Raw genomic sequence first — 16431 nt, forward strand, 5'->3', positions numbered from 1 at the left:
ATGAGCGAGAACCCGTTGACCACAGCCGTGGGGCAGGTGGCTGCCTTGCTCGCAGACGTGCGTGAGCGCGGCGAGGCCGCGAGCGAGCAAGCCCAGACAAAGCTCGTCGAGACCGTCGGGTCGACCCAGGCGAAGGTCGCCGACGCGCAATCCAAGATCGCCGAGACCGTCGAGAACACCCAGTCGAAGCTGGTCGAGACGGTCGGTTCGACACAGTCCAAGCTCGAGGCGCGGATCACCGGTTCGCGGGACGACGCCCAGGCCCGGATCGACGAGGCGCTCGCCACGGCACTGGCCATCTTCGAGGACGCGAGGACCAAACTGTCGGCGCTGCCGGTCGAATTGCCCGCCGAGATCGAGGATCTGAAGGCGCGGTTCTCCCCGGAGGAACTGCGCAAGGTGGCCGAGGCGTACCTCGCGGTGGCCGCGGGACTGCTGACCGCGCTGGCGGAACGACGCGACGAGGCGGTGGAGAAGCTCAAGTCACAACCGCTCGTCGGCGAGAACCTGCCGAAGCTCGAGAAGGTGTACAACGACGCCGTCGGTCTCACCGAAGACGCGCTGGGGACGATCTCCGAGCAGACGCGGGCGGTCGGCGAACGTGCGCTGAAGCTGGCGAACCGGGCCGACGATGCGCCCCGCGACGAGAAGCCACGCACCGAGCCGCCGGTGAAGTCGGAAGGCGACATCGTTCCGCCGGCGAAGGCCGCGACGAAGGCGGCACCGGCGAAGAAGCCGGCACCCGCCGAGAAAGCCGCGGTCACGACGGCGCCGGCCAAGGAAGCGGCGAAGAAGGCATCGCCGGCGAAAGAAGTGGCGAAGAAGGCCCCGGCGACGAAGACTCCGGCGACCAAGGTCCCGGCCAAGAGTTCGCCGGCCAAGAAAACCCCGGCCAAGAGCGCTCCGGCGAAGAAGGCGGCGGCAAAGGAGGCGGCGACGAAGACGGCGGCGCCGGCCAAGGCGCCCGCCAAGAAGGCCGCCGCCGTCAAGGGTCCGGCCGAGCGGGCTGCCGCGAAGGCCGCCGCCAAGAAGGCCCCGGCGAAGAAGACCCCGGCAAAGAAGACTCCGGCGAAGAAGGCTGCGACCACACAGACCGCGGCCACGAAGACCCCGGCGAAAAAGGCCGCCGCGAAGCAGACCCCGGCCAAGAAGGCTGCTGCCAAAAAGGCCCCGGCGAAAAAGGCGTCTCCCGGCGCCGAATGATCGTCGACGGGCCGGGTGACCGCACCGCGTCGTAGGGTGTCGCAGCAAACGGCACTCGCGCGACTACAGTGTTCGACGTGGACTTCTTCAGCGTAATGGCCTACGGCCAGAGTCTGATCATGCTGACCCTCACGGTGGTCGCGGGCATCGCCTCGACCGTCGCGCTCATCCACGCCGCCATCCAGCGGCCCGACGCCTTCCCGGCGGTGGATCGGCAGAGCAAGGTCATCTGGGTCTCGATCCTCGCCGCCGCGACCCTGTTCATCTGGTTCTTCGGTGCGGTGAACTTCCTGGGCATCATCGGAGTGGTCGCGATGCTCGTCTACCTCGTCGACGTACGCAAACGGGTCGACGACATCCAGGGCAAGTCCTGGTTCAGCAAAAGGGCCTGACGCATCGTGGCGGAGTATCGGATCAACGACCTGGCGGAGGCGTCCGGGGTCAGCGTTCGCAACATCCGGGTCTATCAGGACCGCGGACTGTTGCCGCCGCCCACCATTCGCGGACGCGCCGGTTGGTATTCCGACCAGCACCTCGTCCGGCTGAACCTGATCTCGCGCATGCTCGAGCGCGGTTACACCTTCGCCACCATCAGTGAGCTGCTGCACGCGGCGCATCACGGCATGCGGGTGGAGCAGATCCTGCGCGGCACACCGAAGGGCGGCCGGTTCCGCAACTTCAAGCGCGCGGCGACGATCACCATCACCGAGTTGCGCAAGACGCTGAACGCCAGCGACCGGTCGATCGCGCTCAGCCAGAAGCTCGGACTGCTGGCGAAGGACGGCGCGCACTACGCGATTCGCAACCCGGAATTGCTCGAGGGGGCCGAAATCCTGGTCAAGAGTGGGGTCGACATCGATGTCCTGCTCGACCGGTGGGTCCGCGTTCAGGAAGACCTCGAAGATGTCGCCACCAGCTTCGTCTCGATCATCACCGACAAGTACTTCGACGAGAACCTCCCCGACCTGGGCGAGGCCGGCGTCAGCGAGATGGCCGACCTCATCCAGACGGTTCGGCCCATCGCCCACGAGATCGTCGAGACGACGTTCCGCAAGGCGCTCGACGAGCAGATCTCCAAGGCGATCGGGGAGGCGGCGACCTACTTCGACGCCGAGGTGCCCCCGCCGGTCCTGCCCGCCGACGAGGAGTCAGAGCCGGCACAGGCGGACTGTGAGACAACGGACGTTGGTACATTGAACCCCGAGACGGGGCGCTGAGCCGGATTCGGTGCCTTGCAGAGGACCAGTGAGGTCCTCGACAGGTGAGGAGTGCCGGATGAACACGAAGTCAGTGGCCAGTGCGGGCAGCGTTGCCACCGCGATCGGGGCGGGCGTGGTCGCGCTGGGGATCGGAACCGTCTTCGCGCGACTCGCGCGCGAGGCACTGCAGGCCGAATTCGCCGTCGACGACGGCCCGGACGATCTCCTCACCCGCCCGGACAACGCCCCGCAACGTCTCGAGGTCCCGACCGCGGACGGGGCCCGTCTCAATGTCGAGGTCTACGGTGACCCCGACGGCCCCGGCGCCGACGACACCGGCGACGTCATCGTGATGGTCCACGGCTGGACCTGCAACACCGCCTACTGGTACCCGCAGATCAACCACCTGGCCGCCTCCGAGGGTGGCTCCCGCCGGGTCGTCACCTACGACCAGCGCGGCCACGGTGGCAGTGAGCGCGGCCACCGCCGACCGACCGTCGCCATGCTCGGTGAGGACCTCGACGCGGTGCTCGAGGCGGCAGTGCCGCCCGGGCGCCGCGCGATCCTGGTGGGACACAGCATGGGTGGCATGACCATCATGTCGTGGGCGGCCCAGTATCCCGAGAAGGTCGGATCGCTGGTGTCGTCGGTGGTGCTGGTCTCGACCGCCGCCAAGGCGGTCATGGACAACCACCTGCTGATCCCGGTCGATCTGCCGGTGTACGCCAAACCGTTCGCGCCGGCCGCCGCGAAGATGATCACCTCGGTCCCGGTTCCGATCCCGAAGACGTCCTACGGCGTCCGCTTCTCGCACTACATCGCGCTGGGGCCGCACGCCCGCCGGGCGCACGTCGAGCTCGTCGACGAGATGATCGGCTCGTGCCCGCCGCGCGCTCGGGCCGGATGGGGTTCGGCAATGGGGAAGCTCGACGTGACCGCCGGACTCGAGGCGTTGACGGTGCCGACCACCGTGGTCGTCGGCACCGAGGACCGGCTCACCCCGCAGGTACACGCCGAGCAGATAGCGGAGGTGTTGCGGCGCAACGGCTCCCTGCGCGACCTGGTGGTCTACGAGGGTGTCGGACACATGTCGAGCATCGAGGCCGCCGAGCGCTTCAACGCCCTGCTCGACGAGGTCGTCGCCGAGAGTTCCCGGGAGACAGCGGATCTGAAGGACACCCAGTCGGTCTGACCGGTCCTTCCCGTCACAGACTGCAGTTGACCAGAACCGGCTCGGGCCGCAATGTCACCCCGAACGCCTCGACGACGCCGTCGCGGACCTCGCGAGCCAGATCGAGGAGCTGGGCGGTGGTCGCGGCGCCCCGATTGGTCAGCGCCAGAGTGTGCTTCGTCGAGAGTCGGACCGCCGCGTCCGGGCCCGGGTGCCCACGGTGGAAGCCTGCCCGTTCGATCAGCCACCCGGCCGACAGTTTGATCGCCGCGTCGGTGTCATCGGTGCCTGCGCGATAGGTGGGGATCGCGACATCGTCGCCGACGCGCGCCGCGATCCGGTCGAGCACCGCCGGGGCGTCATCGCCCGGCACGATCGGGTTGGTGAAGAACGAGCCGGCGCTCCAGGTGTCGAAGTCCGTCGTGTCGAGCACCATGCCCTTGCCCGCGCGCAGGTCGAGCACGGCTGCACGCGCCGTGGCGGCGTCGACCCGATCGTCCGGTTCGACCCCCACGCGGGTCGCGAGTTCGCGGTAGCGGATCGGCTGGCTCACGCGATCGTCGTTGAGCCAGAACGAGACCGCAACGACCACGAAGTCGTGCCGGTGCTTGAGATTGCTGGTCCGGTAGCCGAGACCGAGCTCGGTGGGGGAGACCCACCGCAGGTTGCCGGAGCGTCGATCGAGGACCTGAACCGATCGGAGGATGTCGGCCACCTCGACGCCGTAGGCCCCGACGTTCTGCACCGGGGTCGCCCCGGCCGCGCCGGGGATCCCGGAGAGGCACTCGAGCCCGCCGAAACCGGCGTCGACCGTCGCGGCGACCAGCTCGTCCCAGCCCACGCCGGCGTCGGCGACCACGTGCGGCCGTCCCGACTCACGGCCAGAACCGAACTCGACGCGGCCGCTGGCGAGTACGACCGCCGTCCCGTCGAACCCGGCGTCGCCGATGACGAGGTTGGAACCGCCGCCGACGACGAGGACCGGCTCGGACCGTGCATCGAGGTCGAGGATGGTCTCCACGATGGTGCGGGTGTCTTCGCAGCGGATGATCTCGCGCGCGGGCCCACCCAGGCGAAGGGTGGTCAGCTCGGCGAGGGGCGCGCTCAGCGGCGCCTGCGTGTCGGTCACGTCCTCAACGTTAACCGGCGGGCGGTAGCGTTCTCTCCATGGCGAGCAAGCTGCAGCACACGGTGTCCTATCCCTTCTCCACCGCGCGTCTGTGGGCGATCTACACCACCGAGAAGTACTGGCACGACCTCGTCGAGCGCATGAACTCCGGGCACGGGCATGTCGAGAAGGTGACCATCAGCGAGGACACGGTCACCGTCGAGATCCAGCAGGGCATTCCCGCCGACAAGCTGCCCTCCGCGGTCACCAAGGTCATGCCCGGCGACCTCCGAATCCCGCGCAAGAACACGTACCGCCTGGTCGGCGACCGGATCGAGGGGGAGACACATGCCACGGTCGAGGGGGCGCCGGTGCCGGTCGACGTCACCGGCACCACCGTGACGTCGGGTGACCCGGCGACCACCGACAACCGCGCCGAGGTGTCGGTGAATCTCCCGCTGTTCGGCGGGAAGATCGAGAAGTCGGTGGTCAGCGAGCTGTCGGCGCTGCTCGACGCCGAGCGCGGACACACCGTCGAGTGGGAGACCGAGAATCCGCTGACGTAGCCTGGTCTGCATGGCACGACGGCTCAGCTACTCCGCTCGGTACACGCAGTCCGCGGAGAAGCTCTACCAGGCCCAGAGCATCAAGCAGTACTGGGACGACATGATGGCGGGCTTCCAGATGATCTCCCCGCATTGCGAGGTCGATTCCTTCGTCTCCGACGAGACGGGTATCCGGGTGGTCCTCAAGCAGACGATCGGGCGCGACCAGCTGCCCGCGCTCGCGCAGACGGTGATGAAAAAGGACATGGTCATCACCCGCGAGGAGACCCTGGGCCCGTTCGACCCGGACAACACCAAGGGCACCTACAACGCCTCGATCCCGGCGGGACCGGGCAGCCTCAACGGCTGGCAGGAGCTGTTCCCCACCGAGAACGGTGGCTGCACGATCCGCCGGACCAGTGAGGCGAAGGTCTTCGTCCCGTTCGTCAACGGCAAGCTCGAGCAGATGATCCTGATCAACCTCGTCGACCTGTTCCGCGCCGAGGCCGAGTACGCCAAGGACTGGGTCGACAAGAACTTGTGATCCGAGCCGGCCGCCCGTCCGTCAGGTCCGAGCGCATCGAGCACAGACCGCAGGGCCGGGTCACCCGGGGCACGACGAACATCAACCGGCTCCGGCGGGTGGACCGGTGGATGGTCCACTCCCCGCGGGTGCGTGCCGCCCTGGACGTGCCCCGGCCGCTGGTCGTCGACCTCGGCTACGGTGCGCGTCCGGACACGACCGTCGAGATGGCCGAACGGCTCCGCGCGGTCGCCCCGGATCTGGAGATGGTCGGTCTCGAGATCGACCCCGCCCGCGTGGTCGAGCCCCGCGCCGGCGTGCGGTTCGGGCTCGGCGGCTTCGAGCTGGGCGGCCTGCGACCCCGGGTGGTGCGCGCGTTCAACGTGCTGCGTCAGTACGACGAGAACGAGGTCGACGACGCGTGGGCCCGGATCCGCGGTGCACTCTCGCCGGGCGGAGTGATCGTCGAGGGGACGTGCGACGAGATCGGCCGACGGTGCAGCTGGGTGCTGCTAGACGTCGACGGGCCGGTGAGCCTGACCCTCAGCTGGGCGCCGGAGCATTCGGACCGTCCGTCGGAACTGGCCGAGCGACTGCCCAAGGCGCTGATCCATCGCAACGTGCCGGGCGAGCGGATCCACACGCTGCTGGCCCTGGCCGATCAGTGTTGGGACCATCGCCGCGCCGCTGGCGCCGTACGGCCCGCGCGCCCGGTGGGTGCATGCACTGGGTCTGCTGCGCGACCGTGGGGTCGACTGCGAGGTGCCGCGGCGCCGCCTGTCCGACAACGTGCTCACGGTTCCCTGGGAGACGGTCGCACCGGCTGGATAGTGTGGCCGTCATGCGTGTCGCGATGGCCCAGATCAGTTCGACCGACGACCCCACCGCCAACCTCGAGACGGTGCGTGCGGCCACCGCGGACGCGGCGTCGCGCGGCGCCGAGCTCGTCGTCTTCCCGGAGGCGACGATGTGCCGGTTCGGGGTGCCGCTGAAGCCGGTCGCCGAGGATCTCGACGGTCCGTGGGCGCGCGGCGTGTCCGAGGTCGCCGCGGCGTCGGAGGTCACGGTGGTGGCCGGGATGTTCACGCCTGCCGGCGACGGCCGGGTCCGCAACACCGTCGTCGTCGCACACCCGGACGGGACACGCCGCGGGTACCACAAGATCCATCTCTACGACGCCTTCGGATTCACCGAGTCGAAGAACGTGGCCGCCGGGGCGGAGCCGCTGACCTTCGCGGTCGGCGACGTCACCGTCGGCGTGGCCACCTGCTACGACATCCGATTCCCCGCCTTGTTCACCCACCTCGCACGGAGGGGCGCCCAGGTGATCGTGGTACCCACGTCGTGGGGTTCCGGACCGGGCAAACTCCGTCAGTGGGAGGTGCTGGCCTCGGCCCGAGCGCTGGACTCGACGACCTTCGTCGTGGCCGTCGACCAGGCGTTTCCCGCCGACGACGCGGCCGCGTCGTCGAGCGCGCCGACCGGAATCGGACACAGCCAAATCACAGACCCATTCGGTACGTTGGTCGCCGCGTATCCGGATAGCATCCGGGTGGACGTGCACGACCTCGACCTAGCACTGGTCGACCAAGCCCGTACGCAACTGGCAGTCCTCGCCAACGAGCGCCCACTGCCGGTCGGCGGCGAGACGGACAACGACGTGACGCCGGCCCACACGCGGCTCCGCGAGTCAGACGACCCAGGACGGAACCCATGAGCGACAGCAACACGCCCCGCCCCGATTCCTCATCCGGGGACCCCGCCGACGAGACCGCGAAGATCGATCCGCACGCCGGCGACCCCTCCCAGCCCGGTACGACCGGTGAGCCGACGTCGACGGGCCAGGGCGGCGAATGGCGTCCGGTGTCCGGCACCGAACAGGGCGAGCCGCCCGCGACCGAGCAGTTCGCGACCGAACCGATCGTCCAGGGAGCGCAGGCCTACTCGGCCATCCCGCCGTCCGATGCCGACACCGGCACCATCGGCGGTGCCAAGCCCCCCACCTCGCAGTTCGCGCCCGGCGAAGACCCGTACGGGCCCGGGACGACCGCCTCGGGACCGATTCCGCCGGGATCGCCCGACGGCACCGGCAGCGGGCCGGTCCTCACCTCCCCGCGCAAGAAGCGGAGCACCCGCAAGATCGTCGCCTTCAGCGTCGTCGGTGTGCTGCTCCTCGCGGTCATCGCCGCGGTCGGCAGCGAGCTGTACCTGCGCAACAAGGTCACCAACTGCCTCGAGGAGTCCTTCAGCGGGTTGACCGGCGTGCCGACCGAGGTGTCGCTCAGCCGTAAGCCGATCCTCCTGCAGGGCAGCGGCGACATCCCCTTCGTACAGGTCGACACCGATGACAGCGCCGGGGGCGTCCGTCTGCACATGCGTGCCGACGGCATCTCGGGCACCGAGAGCTCCACCGACATCCAGAGTCTCGACGGCACGGGTTTCATCCCCTACGAGCGGATCGTCGAACTCAGCAAGGAGCAGGCCGGGGCATCCGGTCAGAGCACCGGCACCCCGGCCGGTGGCGTCGGCGCGGTCGAGCAGATCACCGGCAATGCGGCCGACGGCACCTTCGAGGTGCAGGCCGCCTTCCCGGTCATGGTCTTCCAGGTGCCGGTGTCGGCGACCATCAAACCGGTGCTGAACGACGGCCGGGTCGACTTCGAGGTCGTGAAGGCCAGCGCCCTGGTCTTCGGCATCCCGCCGGACTTCGCGCAGCAGATCGTCGACCAGATCACGACGTCGTCGCTCGGCCCGTTCTTCGACGAGGTGCAGGTCGACTCGCTCGAGGTGACCGACAGCGGGCTCGAGTTCGCCATCAGCGGTTCGGACGTGCAGCTGACCAGTGAGATGACCGGCACCTCGTCGCAGAGCCAGTCGGGCGGTTGCTCGGTCTGACCGGGACTCAGACCGCCGGCGGCGGGTCGACGGTCAGGAACCAGACCGTCGGACCGTCGGTCAGCGTGAACTCTCCGTAGACCCGGCCGCCCCACTTCCGTGCGTACACGTCGACCATGTGGGCGTCGGCCGTGCTGGCGGTGACCGGCGACCCCGCGCCGAGGGCCTCTTGCAGGACGGGTTCGAGCATTGCCGCGAGAGTGCCGTTCCTTCGATGGGCCGGGTGGACGAGGGCGAACACGATGCTGTGCGAAGTATCAATCGTGAGCGCGCGCGATTTCTCCTGGAGTTCGCGGAATCGTGGAATCAAACCATCGAGGGCGGTCACGAAATGGCGTGTACGGTTCGCCAGTTCGTCGTCGACCGGTTGGGTCCGATGATCGGGGCCCGCCACCGCGATCAGTCCGGTCAATTCTCCGGTGGTGGCGAACAGACCCCGCAGGCCCGGCAGCAGATCGGTGAAGAGGACGTCGCCATACCACCGGAACACTTCGGGCGGGGAGTTCTCGCCCAGAAGCCATCGATAGACCGGGACCTCCTGCATTCCCGCCGCGAGAAGGTCGAGTGCGAGCGGGCGGTCGGCGGCCGTCAACGACCGTGATCCGGTCCCGGTCGCGTGAATGCTGACCATTGATCAATGCCACCATGAAATCCCCGCGAATGTTCCCGGTCGGGTGAATTCCGCGCGAGATTCATGTGTTGTTTAGAACGGCATTTGAGAACCCAAACCAAGAATTATTCATATCGCAGGACGATTCCGTGATCGGTCTGTAACGTCGCCCCCGAGTCGTGTGACCAGGTGAGACGCGCGACCGGCACTCAGGCATCTCACCATCATCAGAGGAGGCGGATATGGCAGGCATAGTCGAGGGCGGTCTCGCGGGTGCGATCGGAGGTGCCGTCGAGGCGATCATCGGCGGGCTCGGTGACGCGGGTTCGATCGGCGGCGGTTCGCTCGGTGGCAGCGATTCGGAGACCTGAATCGACCCGACTCACCACCGGTTCAGCAGTTGATGGCCCCGACGGCATCAACTGCTGAACTGTTTCTGGGCCGAGTCAAGATTCGACGCAGGCACCCGCACGTTGCATTTTCGATGCATTGCAAGGGTGTTCACATTCGATTTCCCATGATTTCAATTCGGGCAATGTTGCGCTTTCAGCTGGGATGACGCTGTTTTCGTGGGTCCGATTGTTGCGATATGCGAAGGTGGGTTTCGCTGATAGGGGAGACATTCCCGAAATGAATATGTAACGTCGGCGTCGAGCCGACGCACGGGTGAGAGCGGACGGTGATCGACGAACAATCTCACCGATGACGAAGGGAGCAGATATGTCTGACGCAATCGAGGGTGGCATCTCCGGCGCTATCGAGGAGATCATCGGCAACCTGGTCACCGGTTCGCTCGGTGGCGAGGAAGAGACCCCCGCCGGCTGAGTGCCCAGACTTTGCAACCGCCCCGCGACGGAAGTCGCGGGGCGGTTCGCTGTGTGGGGGCGGTTCGCTGGGTGGGGCCCTCAGTTGAAGACGACGGTCTTACGTCCGTGGACGAGCACCCGGTCCTCGAGGTGCCACCGCAGGCCTCGGCTGAGCACCAGCGTCTCGATGTCGCGACCCTGGCGGACCATGTCGGCGACCGAGTCACTGTGGTCCACGCGGACCACGTCCTGTTCGATGATCGGACCGGCGTCGAGGTCGGCGGTGACGTAGTGGCAGGTGGCGCCGATCAGTTTCACGCCCCGCGCGAAGGCCTGATGGTAGGGCCGCGCGCCGACGAAGCTCGGCAGGAAGCTGTGGTGGATGTTGATGGCCCGCCCGGCCCATGCGTCACAGAGCTGCGGCGGCAGGATCTGCATGAAGCGCGCGAGCACCACGGCGTCGGGGTCATAACCCTCGACGATCCGCCCCAGCTCGCCGAAGGCCTCGGCCTTGCGCTCGCTCGCGAACGGAACATGGTGGAACGGGATGCCGAACCGAGTGGCCAGGTCTTCCAGTTCGCGGTGGTTGCCGACGACCGCCCGGATGGCCGCCGGCAGTTCTCCACGATGTGCACGTCCGAGCAGGTCGATGAGGCAGTGGGTCTCCTTGCTCACCAGGAGGACCACGGACTTCGTCTCCCGCGAATCGGTGAGGCGCCAATCTGTTTCGGGTCCGAGTTCGGCGGCCACCTCCGACGCGAAGCGCGCGCGTAGTTCGTCCGCGGTCGACGACACCGAATCCGCGCGGATGGCCTGGCGGGTGAAGAACCACCCGGTCTCCTCGTCGGAGTGATAGGCCGCCTCGGTGATCCAGCCCCCGACATCGGTGAGGAAGGTCGAGATCCGCGCCACGATGCCGGTGCGGTCGGGGCAGCCGAGCGTCAGCACGTAGCGGCGCTCGGTCTGGTCTGTCGGGATCGTCTGTGCGGGGGCCACGACAGTCAGTGTGCCAAGCTCGTCGGTGTGACGAACAAGGACCTGCGACGCGGCGACGTCGCCGCCATCATCGACCACACCTTGCTCAAACCCGAGGCGACCCGGGCCGACGCGGAGGCCACGGTCGCCGAGGCCGCACGACTCGGGGTGCTCGCCGTCTGCCTCTCGCCGTCGATGTTGCCGATCGACACCGGGGAACTGCGGACCTGTGTCGTGGCCGGGTTCCCGTCAGGGAAACACCACTCGCTGGTCAAGGCGGCCGAGGCGCGTCTGGCCGTCGACTCCGGGGCGGACGAGATCGACATGGTGATCGATGTGGGTGCGGCCGTCGACGGCCGGTTCGACGAGGTGTTCGCCGACGTCCTGACCGTCCGGGAGGCCGTCGGCGACGACACCCTCCTGAAGGTGATCATCGAATCGGCCGCGCTGCTGCAGTTCGCCGGGCCTGACACCGTCACCGAGGTGTGCCGCCGCGCCGAGCGGGCCGGTGCGTCGATGGTGAAGACGTCGACCGGGTTCCATCCGGCGGGCGGCGCGAGCGTCGAGGCGGTGCAACTGATGCGCGCCGCGGTGAGCGACCGGGTGGGAGTCAAGGCGAGCGGTGGCATCCGGACCGCCGAGGCGGCCGCTGAGCTCATCGCCGCGGGGGCGACCCGGCTCGGGCTGTCCGCGTCGGCCGCCGTGCTCGACGGATTCCCCGAGTAGGCGGCGGCCGCGGATCTGCGTACCGGCATCGGTCACGCCAGGGCGGAGACCTTGGCGTCGAGGTCGGCCATGACCAGGCTGGCGTTGACCGCGGCACCGGCGGACACGCCCTCGCCCATGGCGACGGTCACCATCGCGTGCACGGTGGTGGTGTTGCCCACCGCCCATACGCCCGGCAACGCGGTCTCGCCCATCGGGCCGGTCCCGACCAACCCGCCCATCGGGCCGTCGTCGAGGGTGCCGCCGAGTCGCTCGTAGAGGTCGCCGCGGACGATGAATCGCGGCGAGACGACCACCGCGTCGGCCTCGACCACGGTGCCGTCGGTCAGGAGCACGCCGTCGAGGTGGGCAGAACCGTTCTCCGCGCGCGTCCGGACGCGCTCGACGCGGGCGTCGACGATGTCGATGCCGACCGCGGCGAAGTGCGACCGGTCGTCGTCCGACAGGGCGTCGGGATCGTGCGCGACCACGGTCACCCGGTCGCTGAGCTGGCGGAACATCAGTGCCTGATGCGCCGACATCGGGCTCGTCGCGATCTGCACGATGCGTGTTCCGCGGACCTCGTAGCCGTGGCAGTACGGGCAGTGCAGCACATCGTGTCCCCACAACTCCGCGACGCCGGGGAGGTCGGGGAGTTCGTCGACCAGGCCGGTCGCCAGGATGAGGCGACGGGCCGCGACGACCTCGCCGGAGGACAGCCGCAGGGTGAAGTCGTCGACGGTGCCGGCCGCGTCGACGACTGTGCCGGAACGGATCTCGGCGCCGTATCCCGTCGCCTCCGCCCGACCGCGGGCGAGTAGCTCCAGGGGTGCGATCCCGTCCTGCCCCAGCACATTGTGGGCGCCGGCCGCCGGTGCGTTGCGCGGTTGCCCCGCGTCGATGACCACGACCTTGCGCAGTGATCGCGCGAGGACGGTCGCGGCGCTGAGTCCGGCAGCTCCGCCGCCGACGATGGCGACGTCGTATTCGGTTGTGAGGGAGTCTTTCTGGGCGGATGAGGAGTTGGTCATCGTTGCTCGCTCTCGAGGGTGGGGATGGGGGAGGTGCGCGGCCGGGCGACCCAGAGGAGTCGTCCGGCGGCGAGGGTCAGGTCATCGAGACGATTCCGCGCGTCTGCCTCGGTCAGGTCGTCGAGCAGGGCGAGGTCGGCGGGATCGAGGGTGTCGGCCAAACGGTGCCGGAACTGGGCGAACCAGTGCCGGGCGTACCGCGCGACCGAAGGGCTCGGGTCGCTGCGCCGGACGTGGACGGTCTCGGCGCGGAGTACCTCGTAGTCGACGTCGTGAAACGCGTCGGTCCAGTCCACGAGCGCTTCCCACCCGGCCCCGGCGGCCGCGGTCTGGCAGCGGTCCTGCAGCCCGAGCAGTTCGGCGTCCTCGTGGGCGGGGACGAAACGCGGGACGCCCGCCATCTCGGTGATCACGACGATGCCGTCCGGTCCGAGCGAGGTCGCGGCCTCCCGCAACAGGCGCTGCGGATCGGCGACGTGATGTAGCGACATCGCCGCCCACACGACGTCGGGCGTTCCGAGCGGCGGCAGTCCGTCGTCGAGATCGGCGACGACGGCGGTCACCCGATCGTCGAAACCGCCCTCCCGTGCGCGTCGTTCGACGAGCGCGACCATGTCTGACGACCCGTCGACCGCCAGGATCGAGGCGTGCGGGAAGCGGCGGGCGAGTGCCTCGGTGCCGGTCCCGGTCCCCGCCCCGAGGTCGGCGATGCGCGCGGGTACGCGCCCCAGGACCTCGGCGACGAGGCGGGCGGCGTCGCCGAGGTAGTCGGCCATGAGCTCGGCGTCGAGCTCGAGGACCGCGGCGAGCCGGGCGTGGTTGTGGTGGTCGGCGTGGTTCGCGTGCTCGTGATGTGCGCCGGTCGGATGGGGATGGTGCGTGCTGGTCATGACCTCACGGTAGCGCCGGCATGCCCGGATGGCATAGCATCTTGCCAATGACGCAAGAACTCGACGCGGTGGTCCGCCAGCGCATCCGCGGCCTCCGCATCGCCAGGGGCTGGACGCTCGACGCGCTCGCCGCCCGGTGCTATCTGTCGCCGTCCACACTGAGTCGGATCGAGACCGGGCATCGGCGGGTGGCGCTCGACCAGCTCGTGCCGATCGCCCGCGCGCTGGGCACGACCCTGGATCAGCTGGTCGAACCCGCGGACGACACCGATGTCGTGATCCGGCCCCAGCCGCACGAGGTGGAGGGCATGACGATGTGGCTGCTCTCGCGGGAGAACGCCCCACAGGGTGTCACCGTGGCGAAGATGCGGTTCGACCGCGAGCAACCCGTCGGTGACCTGCGTGTCCATCCGGGCTACGAATGGTTCACGGTGCTGTCGGGAACCGTGAGGCTGTGGCTGGGCGACCGCACGATCCTCGTGCCCGAGGGTGACGCCGCGGAATTCTCGACGATGATCCCGCACGCGATCTGCGCCTATCAGGGCCCGGCGGAGGTGCTGTCGATGATGGACCACGCCGGCGAGCGCGCGCACCTGCCGTCCGTGCGAACCGGACCCGCGGCGCGCGACGACGACGCCCCGGACGCCTGACCACCTGCCCCGCGGCCGCACACCACCGATGCGCGCCGGCGCATCGGTACTGTTGTTGCGGTGATGACTCCCCAGACCTCGGTGAACCGACGCTCCGTGCTCGCCGCGGCCGGGGTCGGAGCGCTCGGGGTCGCGGTGGCGGCCTGCTCCGGCTCCGGCCTCGGCCCCGGAGACGACACACCGGCCGACCCGCCGGTCGCCCTGACCTTCACCCCGGCCCTCGATGCCGAGCCGGCCACCCCGACCGCCGAGTTCTCGGTCAAGGCGACCGACGGTTCCCTCAACCCCGACGTGAAGCTGACCAACCCGCGCGGCGTCGTGGTGAAGGGTCAGTTGTCAGAGGACCGGACGACCTACACGATCAGCGAGCCCCTCGGTTACGGCACCGAATACACCTGGAGCGGAACGGCGGTGGGTCTCGATCGCAAGGTCGTGCCGGTCGCCGGGACGTTCACCACGCTGCAGCCGTCGAGTCAGGTGAACGTCGTCGTCAACATCGGCGACGGTCAGGAGGTGGGCATCGCGGCGCCGATCATCCTGAAGTTCAACGGGACGGTCGAGGACAAGGAGGCCGTGGAGCGGGCGCTGACCGTCACCACCACACCGCCCACCGAGGGGTCGTGGGCGTGGCTCGGCGAGGACAACGGCTCCCGCGTGCACTGGCGCCCCCGCGAGTACTACGCACCCGGCACGAAGGTCAGCATGGCAGCCAAGCTGTACGGCCTCGACCACGGCGGCGGTGCCTACGGAGCGGCCGACGTGACCAGCGACTTCACCATCGGGCGGGCCCAGGTGGTGAAGGCCGAGGAGTCCTCGCACCGGATCGTGGTGCTCCGCGACGGTGTCGAACTCATGGCGCTGCCGTGCAGCTACGGCGGCGGCGACCTCGACCGGAACGTCACGCGCTCGGGCATCCACGTGGTCACCGAGAAGTACGAAGAGTTCTTCATGAGCAACCCGGCCGCGGGTTACTTCAACATCCGGGAACGCTGGGCCGTGCGGATCTCCAACAACGGCGAGTTCATCCACGCGAACCCGGCGACCGTGAACGTGCAGGGATCGGCGAACGTCACCAACGGATGCATCAACCTGTCGGAGGCCGACGCCGAACGCTACTTCCGGGTCGCGGTCTACGGCGACCCGGTGGAGGTGACCGGGACGCGGATCGCGTTGTCGGAGGCCGACGGCGACATCTACGACTGGATCTACGACTGGGAGACCTGGCAGGGCATGTCGGCCATCAAGGGCGAGGTCCGCGAGACCTCGGTCCCGGCGACGCCCAGCGGGGCGCCCACCTCGAACGCCCCGGCCCCGCGCTAGCCGCTAGCCGGTCTTGATGTTCCGCCGGGCCGAGGCCTGATCGCGCGGCTTGAGGATGATCTGGTCCAGGTTCACGTGCGGCGGCCGGGACGCGACGAACCCGATGACCTCGGCCACGTCCTCGGCGACGAGCGGGGTCAGGCCCTCATAGACCTTGTCGGCGCGTTCCTGGTCGCCCTCGAAGCGGACCAGGGAGAAGTCGGTCTCGACCATGCCCGGCGCGATCTCGGTGAGCCGGACCGGCTTCCCGAGGAGTTCATAGCGCAGGGTCCGGTGGGTGACACCCTGCGCGTGCTTCGCCGAGGTGTACCCGGCGCCGTTGTCGTAGGCCTCGAACGCCGCGATCGAGGTGACGGAGACGATCAGGCCGTCACCCGAGGCGATGAGTGCGGGGAGCAACGCCTTGGTGACCCGCAGGCTCCCCAGCACGTTGGTCTCCCACATCCAGCGCCAGTCGTCGAGGTCGGCGGTCGACACCGGGTCGAGACCCTTGGCGCCACCGGCGTTGTTCACCAGCACGTGCACCGTGTCGAGGCCGTCGACAAAGGCGGCCACGGACTGCTCGTCGGTGACGTCGAGTTGTCTTCCGGTGCCGCCGATCTCGTCGGCCAGCGCGGTCACCCGATCGACCCGGCGCGCCCCCAGCACCACGTGGAAGCCCTGCGAGGCGAGCTGCCGCGCGGTGGCCGCGCCGATCCCCGAACTCGCGCCGGTGACCACGGCGATCGGTCGGTTGTCCGTCGACTGGGAGGCGGTGTCGGTGCTCATGGGGTCAACCTTACGGACCGCGCTGCTACATT

Annotated in this window: 18 protein-coding genes and 1 pseudogene; 13 read left to right on the top strand and 6 right to left on the bottom strand. The window is 68.8% G+C overall.

Annotated features, from left to right (window positions below; translation table 11 throughout):
• The 4 genes from MVF96_RS03655 to MVF96_RS03670 all read left to right on the top strand — a co-directional run bounded on the left by MVF96_RS03655 (nucleotide 1) and on the right by MVF96_RS03670 (nucleotide 3594).
• On the top strand, nucleotides 1-1203 hold the full coding sequence (locus MVF96_RS03655; protein ID WP_247451259.1) for a heparin-binding hemagglutinin: 1203 nt from the start codon (nucleotides 1-3) through the stop codon (nucleotides 1201-1203).
• A gap of 68 nt (nucleotides 1204-1271) precedes the next feature.
• Nucleotides 1272-1595: a DUF2516 family protein gene (locus MVF96_RS03660; protein ID WP_058251270.1), complete on the top strand. Its 324-nt coding sequence runs from the start codon at nucleotides 1272-1274 to the stop codon at nucleotides 1593-1595.
• A gap of 6 nt (nucleotides 1596-1601) precedes the next feature.
• Complete coding sequence (locus tag MVF96_RS03665; protein ID WP_226512402.1) at nucleotides 1602-2420, top strand: MerR family transcriptional regulator; 819 nt, start codon at nucleotides 1602-1604, stop codon at nucleotides 2418-2420.
• 58 nt (nucleotides 2421-2478) lie between these two features.
• Entirely contained in the window at nucleotides 2479-3594 is a 1116-nt protein-coding gene (locus MVF96_RS03670) for an alpha/beta fold hydrolase (protein ID WP_137810496.1), read from the top strand.
• Nucleotides 3595-3607: 13 nt separating this feature from the next.
• Here the strand turns inward: MVF96_RS03670 and MVF96_RS03675 are convergent, their stop codons facing one another.
• Nucleotides 3608-4702, bottom strand: a complete 1095-nt coding sequence (locus MVF96_RS03675) for a UDP-N-acetylmuramate dehydrogenase (protein WP_137810495.1) — start codon at nucleotides 4700-4702, stop codon at nucleotides 3608-3610.
• 38 nt (nucleotides 4703-4740) lie between these two features.
• On the opposite strand from MVF96_RS03675, the gene MVF96_RS03680 reads away from it, so the two are divergent.
• The 5 genes and pseudogenes from MVF96_RS03680 (at nucleotide 4741) to MVF96_RS03700 (ending at nucleotide 8644) form a co-directional block, all read left to right on the top strand.
• On the top strand, nucleotides 4741-5247 hold the full coding sequence (locus tag MVF96_RS03680) for a DUF2505 domain-containing protein (RefSeq protein ID WP_137810494.1): 507 nt from the start codon (nucleotides 4741-4743) through the stop codon (nucleotides 5245-5247).
• A 10-nt stretch (nucleotides 5248-5257) separates the two neighbouring features.
• The gene (locus tag MVF96_RS03685; RefSeq protein ID WP_058251265.1) at nucleotides 5258-5770 is read left to right on the top strand and encodes a DUF2505 domain-containing protein; all 513 of its coding nucleotides are present in this window, start codon (nucleotides 5258-5260) and stop codon (nucleotides 5768-5770) included.
• Between the two features lie 110 nt (nucleotides 5771-5880).
• Nucleotides 5881-6580: pseudogene (locus tag MVF96_RS03690) on the top strand (class I SAM-dependent methyltransferase).
• Between the two features lie 10 nt (nucleotides 6581-6590).
• On the top strand, nucleotides 6591-7466 hold the full coding sequence (locus tag MVF96_RS03695; RefSeq protein ID WP_247451261.1) for a carbon-nitrogen hydrolase family protein: 876 nt from the start codon (nucleotides 6591-6593) through the stop codon (nucleotides 7464-7466).
• Entirely contained in the window at nucleotides 7463-8644 is a 1182-nt protein-coding gene (locus tag MVF96_RS03700) for a hypothetical protein (RefSeq protein ID WP_247451263.1), read from the top strand. The genes MVF96_RS03695 and MVF96_RS03700 overlap by 4 nt, the downstream gene beginning before the upstream one ends.
• A 7-nt stretch (nucleotides 8645-8651) precedes the next feature.
• Here MVF96_RS03700 and MVF96_RS03705 read toward each other — a convergent pair whose 3' ends face one another.
• Nucleotides 8652-9275, bottom strand: a complete 624-nt coding sequence (locus MVF96_RS03705; protein ID WP_247451265.1) for a hypothetical protein — start codon at nucleotides 9273-9275, stop codon at nucleotides 8652-8654.
• A gap of 221 nt (nucleotides 9276-9496) precedes the next feature.
• Here MVF96_RS03705 and MVF96_RS24475 point away from each other — a divergent pair, with 221 nt between their 5' ends.
• Nucleotides 9497-9625: a hypothetical protein gene (locus MVF96_RS24475; RefSeq protein WP_264186680.1), complete on the top strand. Its 129-nt coding sequence runs from the start codon at nucleotides 9497-9499 to the stop codon at nucleotides 9623-9625.
• 534 nt (nucleotides 9626-10159) lie between these two features.
• Here MVF96_RS24475 and purU read toward each other — a convergent pair.
• Nucleotides 10160-11056, bottom strand: coding sequence for a formyltetrahydrofolate deformylase (gene purU, locus MVF96_RS03710; protein ID WP_137810490.1), 897 nt, complete (start codon nucleotides 11054-11056; stop codon nucleotides 10160-10162).
• A gap of 27 nt (nucleotides 11057-11083) precedes the next feature.
• On the opposite strand from purU, the gene deoC reads away from it, so the two are divergent.
• Nucleotides 11084-11761, top strand: a complete 678-nt coding sequence (gene deoC / locus MVF96_RS03715; protein ID WP_211539042.1) for a deoxyribose-phosphate aldolase — start codon at nucleotides 11084-11086, stop codon at nucleotides 11759-11761.
• Nucleotides 11762-11793: 32 nt separating this feature from the next.
• Here the strand turns inward: deoC and MVF96_RS03720 are convergent, their stop codons facing one another.
• Nucleotides 11794-12771 (bottom strand): NAD(P)/FAD-dependent oxidoreductase, encoded by a 978-nt coding sequence (locus MVF96_RS03720; RefSeq protein WP_065631523.1) that lies wholly within the window; start codon nucleotides 12769-12771, stop codon nucleotides 11794-11796.
• The gene (locus MVF96_RS03725) at nucleotides 12768-13661 is read right to left on the bottom strand and encodes a class I SAM-dependent methyltransferase (protein ID WP_247451268.1); all 894 of its coding nucleotides are present in this window, start codon (nucleotides 13659-13661) and stop codon (nucleotides 12768-12770) included. Before MVF96_RS03725 ends, MVF96_RS03720 begins: the two co-directional genes overlap by 4 nt.
• A gap of 47 nt (nucleotides 13662-13708) precedes the next feature.
• On the opposite strand from MVF96_RS03725, the gene MVF96_RS03730 reads away from it, so the two are divergent.
• Nucleotides 13709-14311 (top strand): helix-turn-helix domain-containing protein, encoded by a 603-nt coding sequence (locus tag MVF96_RS03730; RefSeq protein WP_137810487.1) that lies wholly within the window; start codon nucleotides 13709-13711, stop codon nucleotides 14309-14311.
• A gap of 63 nt (nucleotides 14312-14374) precedes the next feature.
• Nucleotides 14375-15631 carry a L,D-transpeptidase gene (locus tag MVF96_RS03735; protein WP_247452048.1) on the top strand — a complete coding sequence of 419 codons (1257 nt, stop codon included), beginning with the start codon at nucleotides 14375-14377 and terminating at the stop codon, nucleotides 15629-15631.
• 3 nt (nucleotides 15632-15634) lie between these two features.
• Here the strand turns inward: MVF96_RS03735 and MVF96_RS03740 are convergent, their stop codons facing one another.
• The gene (locus MVF96_RS03740) at nucleotides 15635-16399 is read right to left on the bottom strand and encodes an SDR family NAD(P)-dependent oxidoreductase (RefSeq protein WP_247451270.1); all 765 of its coding nucleotides are present in this window, start codon (nucleotides 16397-16399) and stop codon (nucleotides 15635-15637) included.
• Between the last annotated feature and the right edge of the window lie 32 nt (nucleotides 16400-16431).

Origin of the sequence: Gordonia hongkongensis, assembly GCF_023078355.1 — a bacterium.
Classification (GTDB): Bacteria; Actinomycetota; Actinomycetes; order Mycobacteriales; family Mycobacteriaceae; genus Gordonia; species Gordonia hongkongensis.

What these genes read in the sequence shown, in the direction of transcription:
- MVF96_RS03655 (WP_247451259.1), top strand. Translation starts at nt 1, where the DNA reads ATGAGCGAGAACCCGTTGACCACAGCCGTGGGGCAGGTGGCTGCCTTG.
- MVF96_RS03670 (WP_137810496.1), top strand. Translation starts at nt 2,479, where the DNA reads ATGAACACGAAGTCAGTGGCCAGTGCGGGCAGCGTTGCCACCGCGATC.
- MVF96_RS03680 (WP_137810494.1), top strand. Translation starts at nt 4,741, where the DNA reads ATGGCGAGCAAGCTGCAGCACACGGTGTCCTATCCCTTCTCCACCGCG.
- MVF96_RS03685 (WP_058251265.1), top strand. Translation starts at nt 5,258, where the DNA reads ATGGCACGACGGCTCAGCTACTCCGCTCGGTACACGCAGTCCGCGGAG.
- MVF96_RS03695 (WP_247451261.1), top strand. Translation starts at nt 6,591, where the DNA reads ATGCGTGTCGCGATGGCCCAGATCAGTTCGACCGACGACCCCACCGCC.
- MVF96_RS03700 (WP_247451263.1), top strand. Translation starts at nt 7,463, where the DNA reads ATGAGCGACAGCAACACGCCCCGCCCCGATTCCTCATCCGGGGACCCC.
- MVF96_RS03705 (WP_247451265.1), bottom strand. Translation starts at nt 9,275, where the DNA reads ATGGTCAGCATTCACGCGACCGGGACCGGATCACGGTCGTTGACGGCC.
- MVF96_RS24475 (WP_264186680.1), top strand. Translation starts at nt 9,497, where the DNA reads ATGGCAGGCATAGTCGAGGGCGGTCTCGCGGGTGCGATCGGAGGTGCC.
- MVF96_RS03720 (WP_065631523.1), bottom strand. Translation starts at nt 12,771, where the DNA reads ATGACCAACTCCTCATCCGCCCAGAAAGACTCCCTCACAACCGAATAC.
- MVF96_RS03725 (WP_247451268.1), bottom strand. Translation starts at nt 13,661, where the DNA reads ATGACCAGCACGCACCATCCCCATCCGACCGGCGCACATCACGAGCAC.
- MVF96_RS03730 (WP_137810487.1), top strand. Translation starts at nt 13,709, where the DNA reads ATGACGCAAGAACTCGACGCGGTGGTCCGCCAGCGCATCCGCGGCCTC.
- MVF96_RS03735 (WP_247452048.1), top strand. Translation starts at nt 14,375, where the DNA reads ATGACTCCCCAGACCTCGGTGAACCGACGCTCCGTGCTCGCCGCGGCC.
- MVF96_RS03740 (WP_247451270.1), bottom strand. Translation starts at nt 16,399, where the DNA reads ATGAGCACCGACACCGCCTCCCAGTCGACGGACAACCGACCGATCGCC.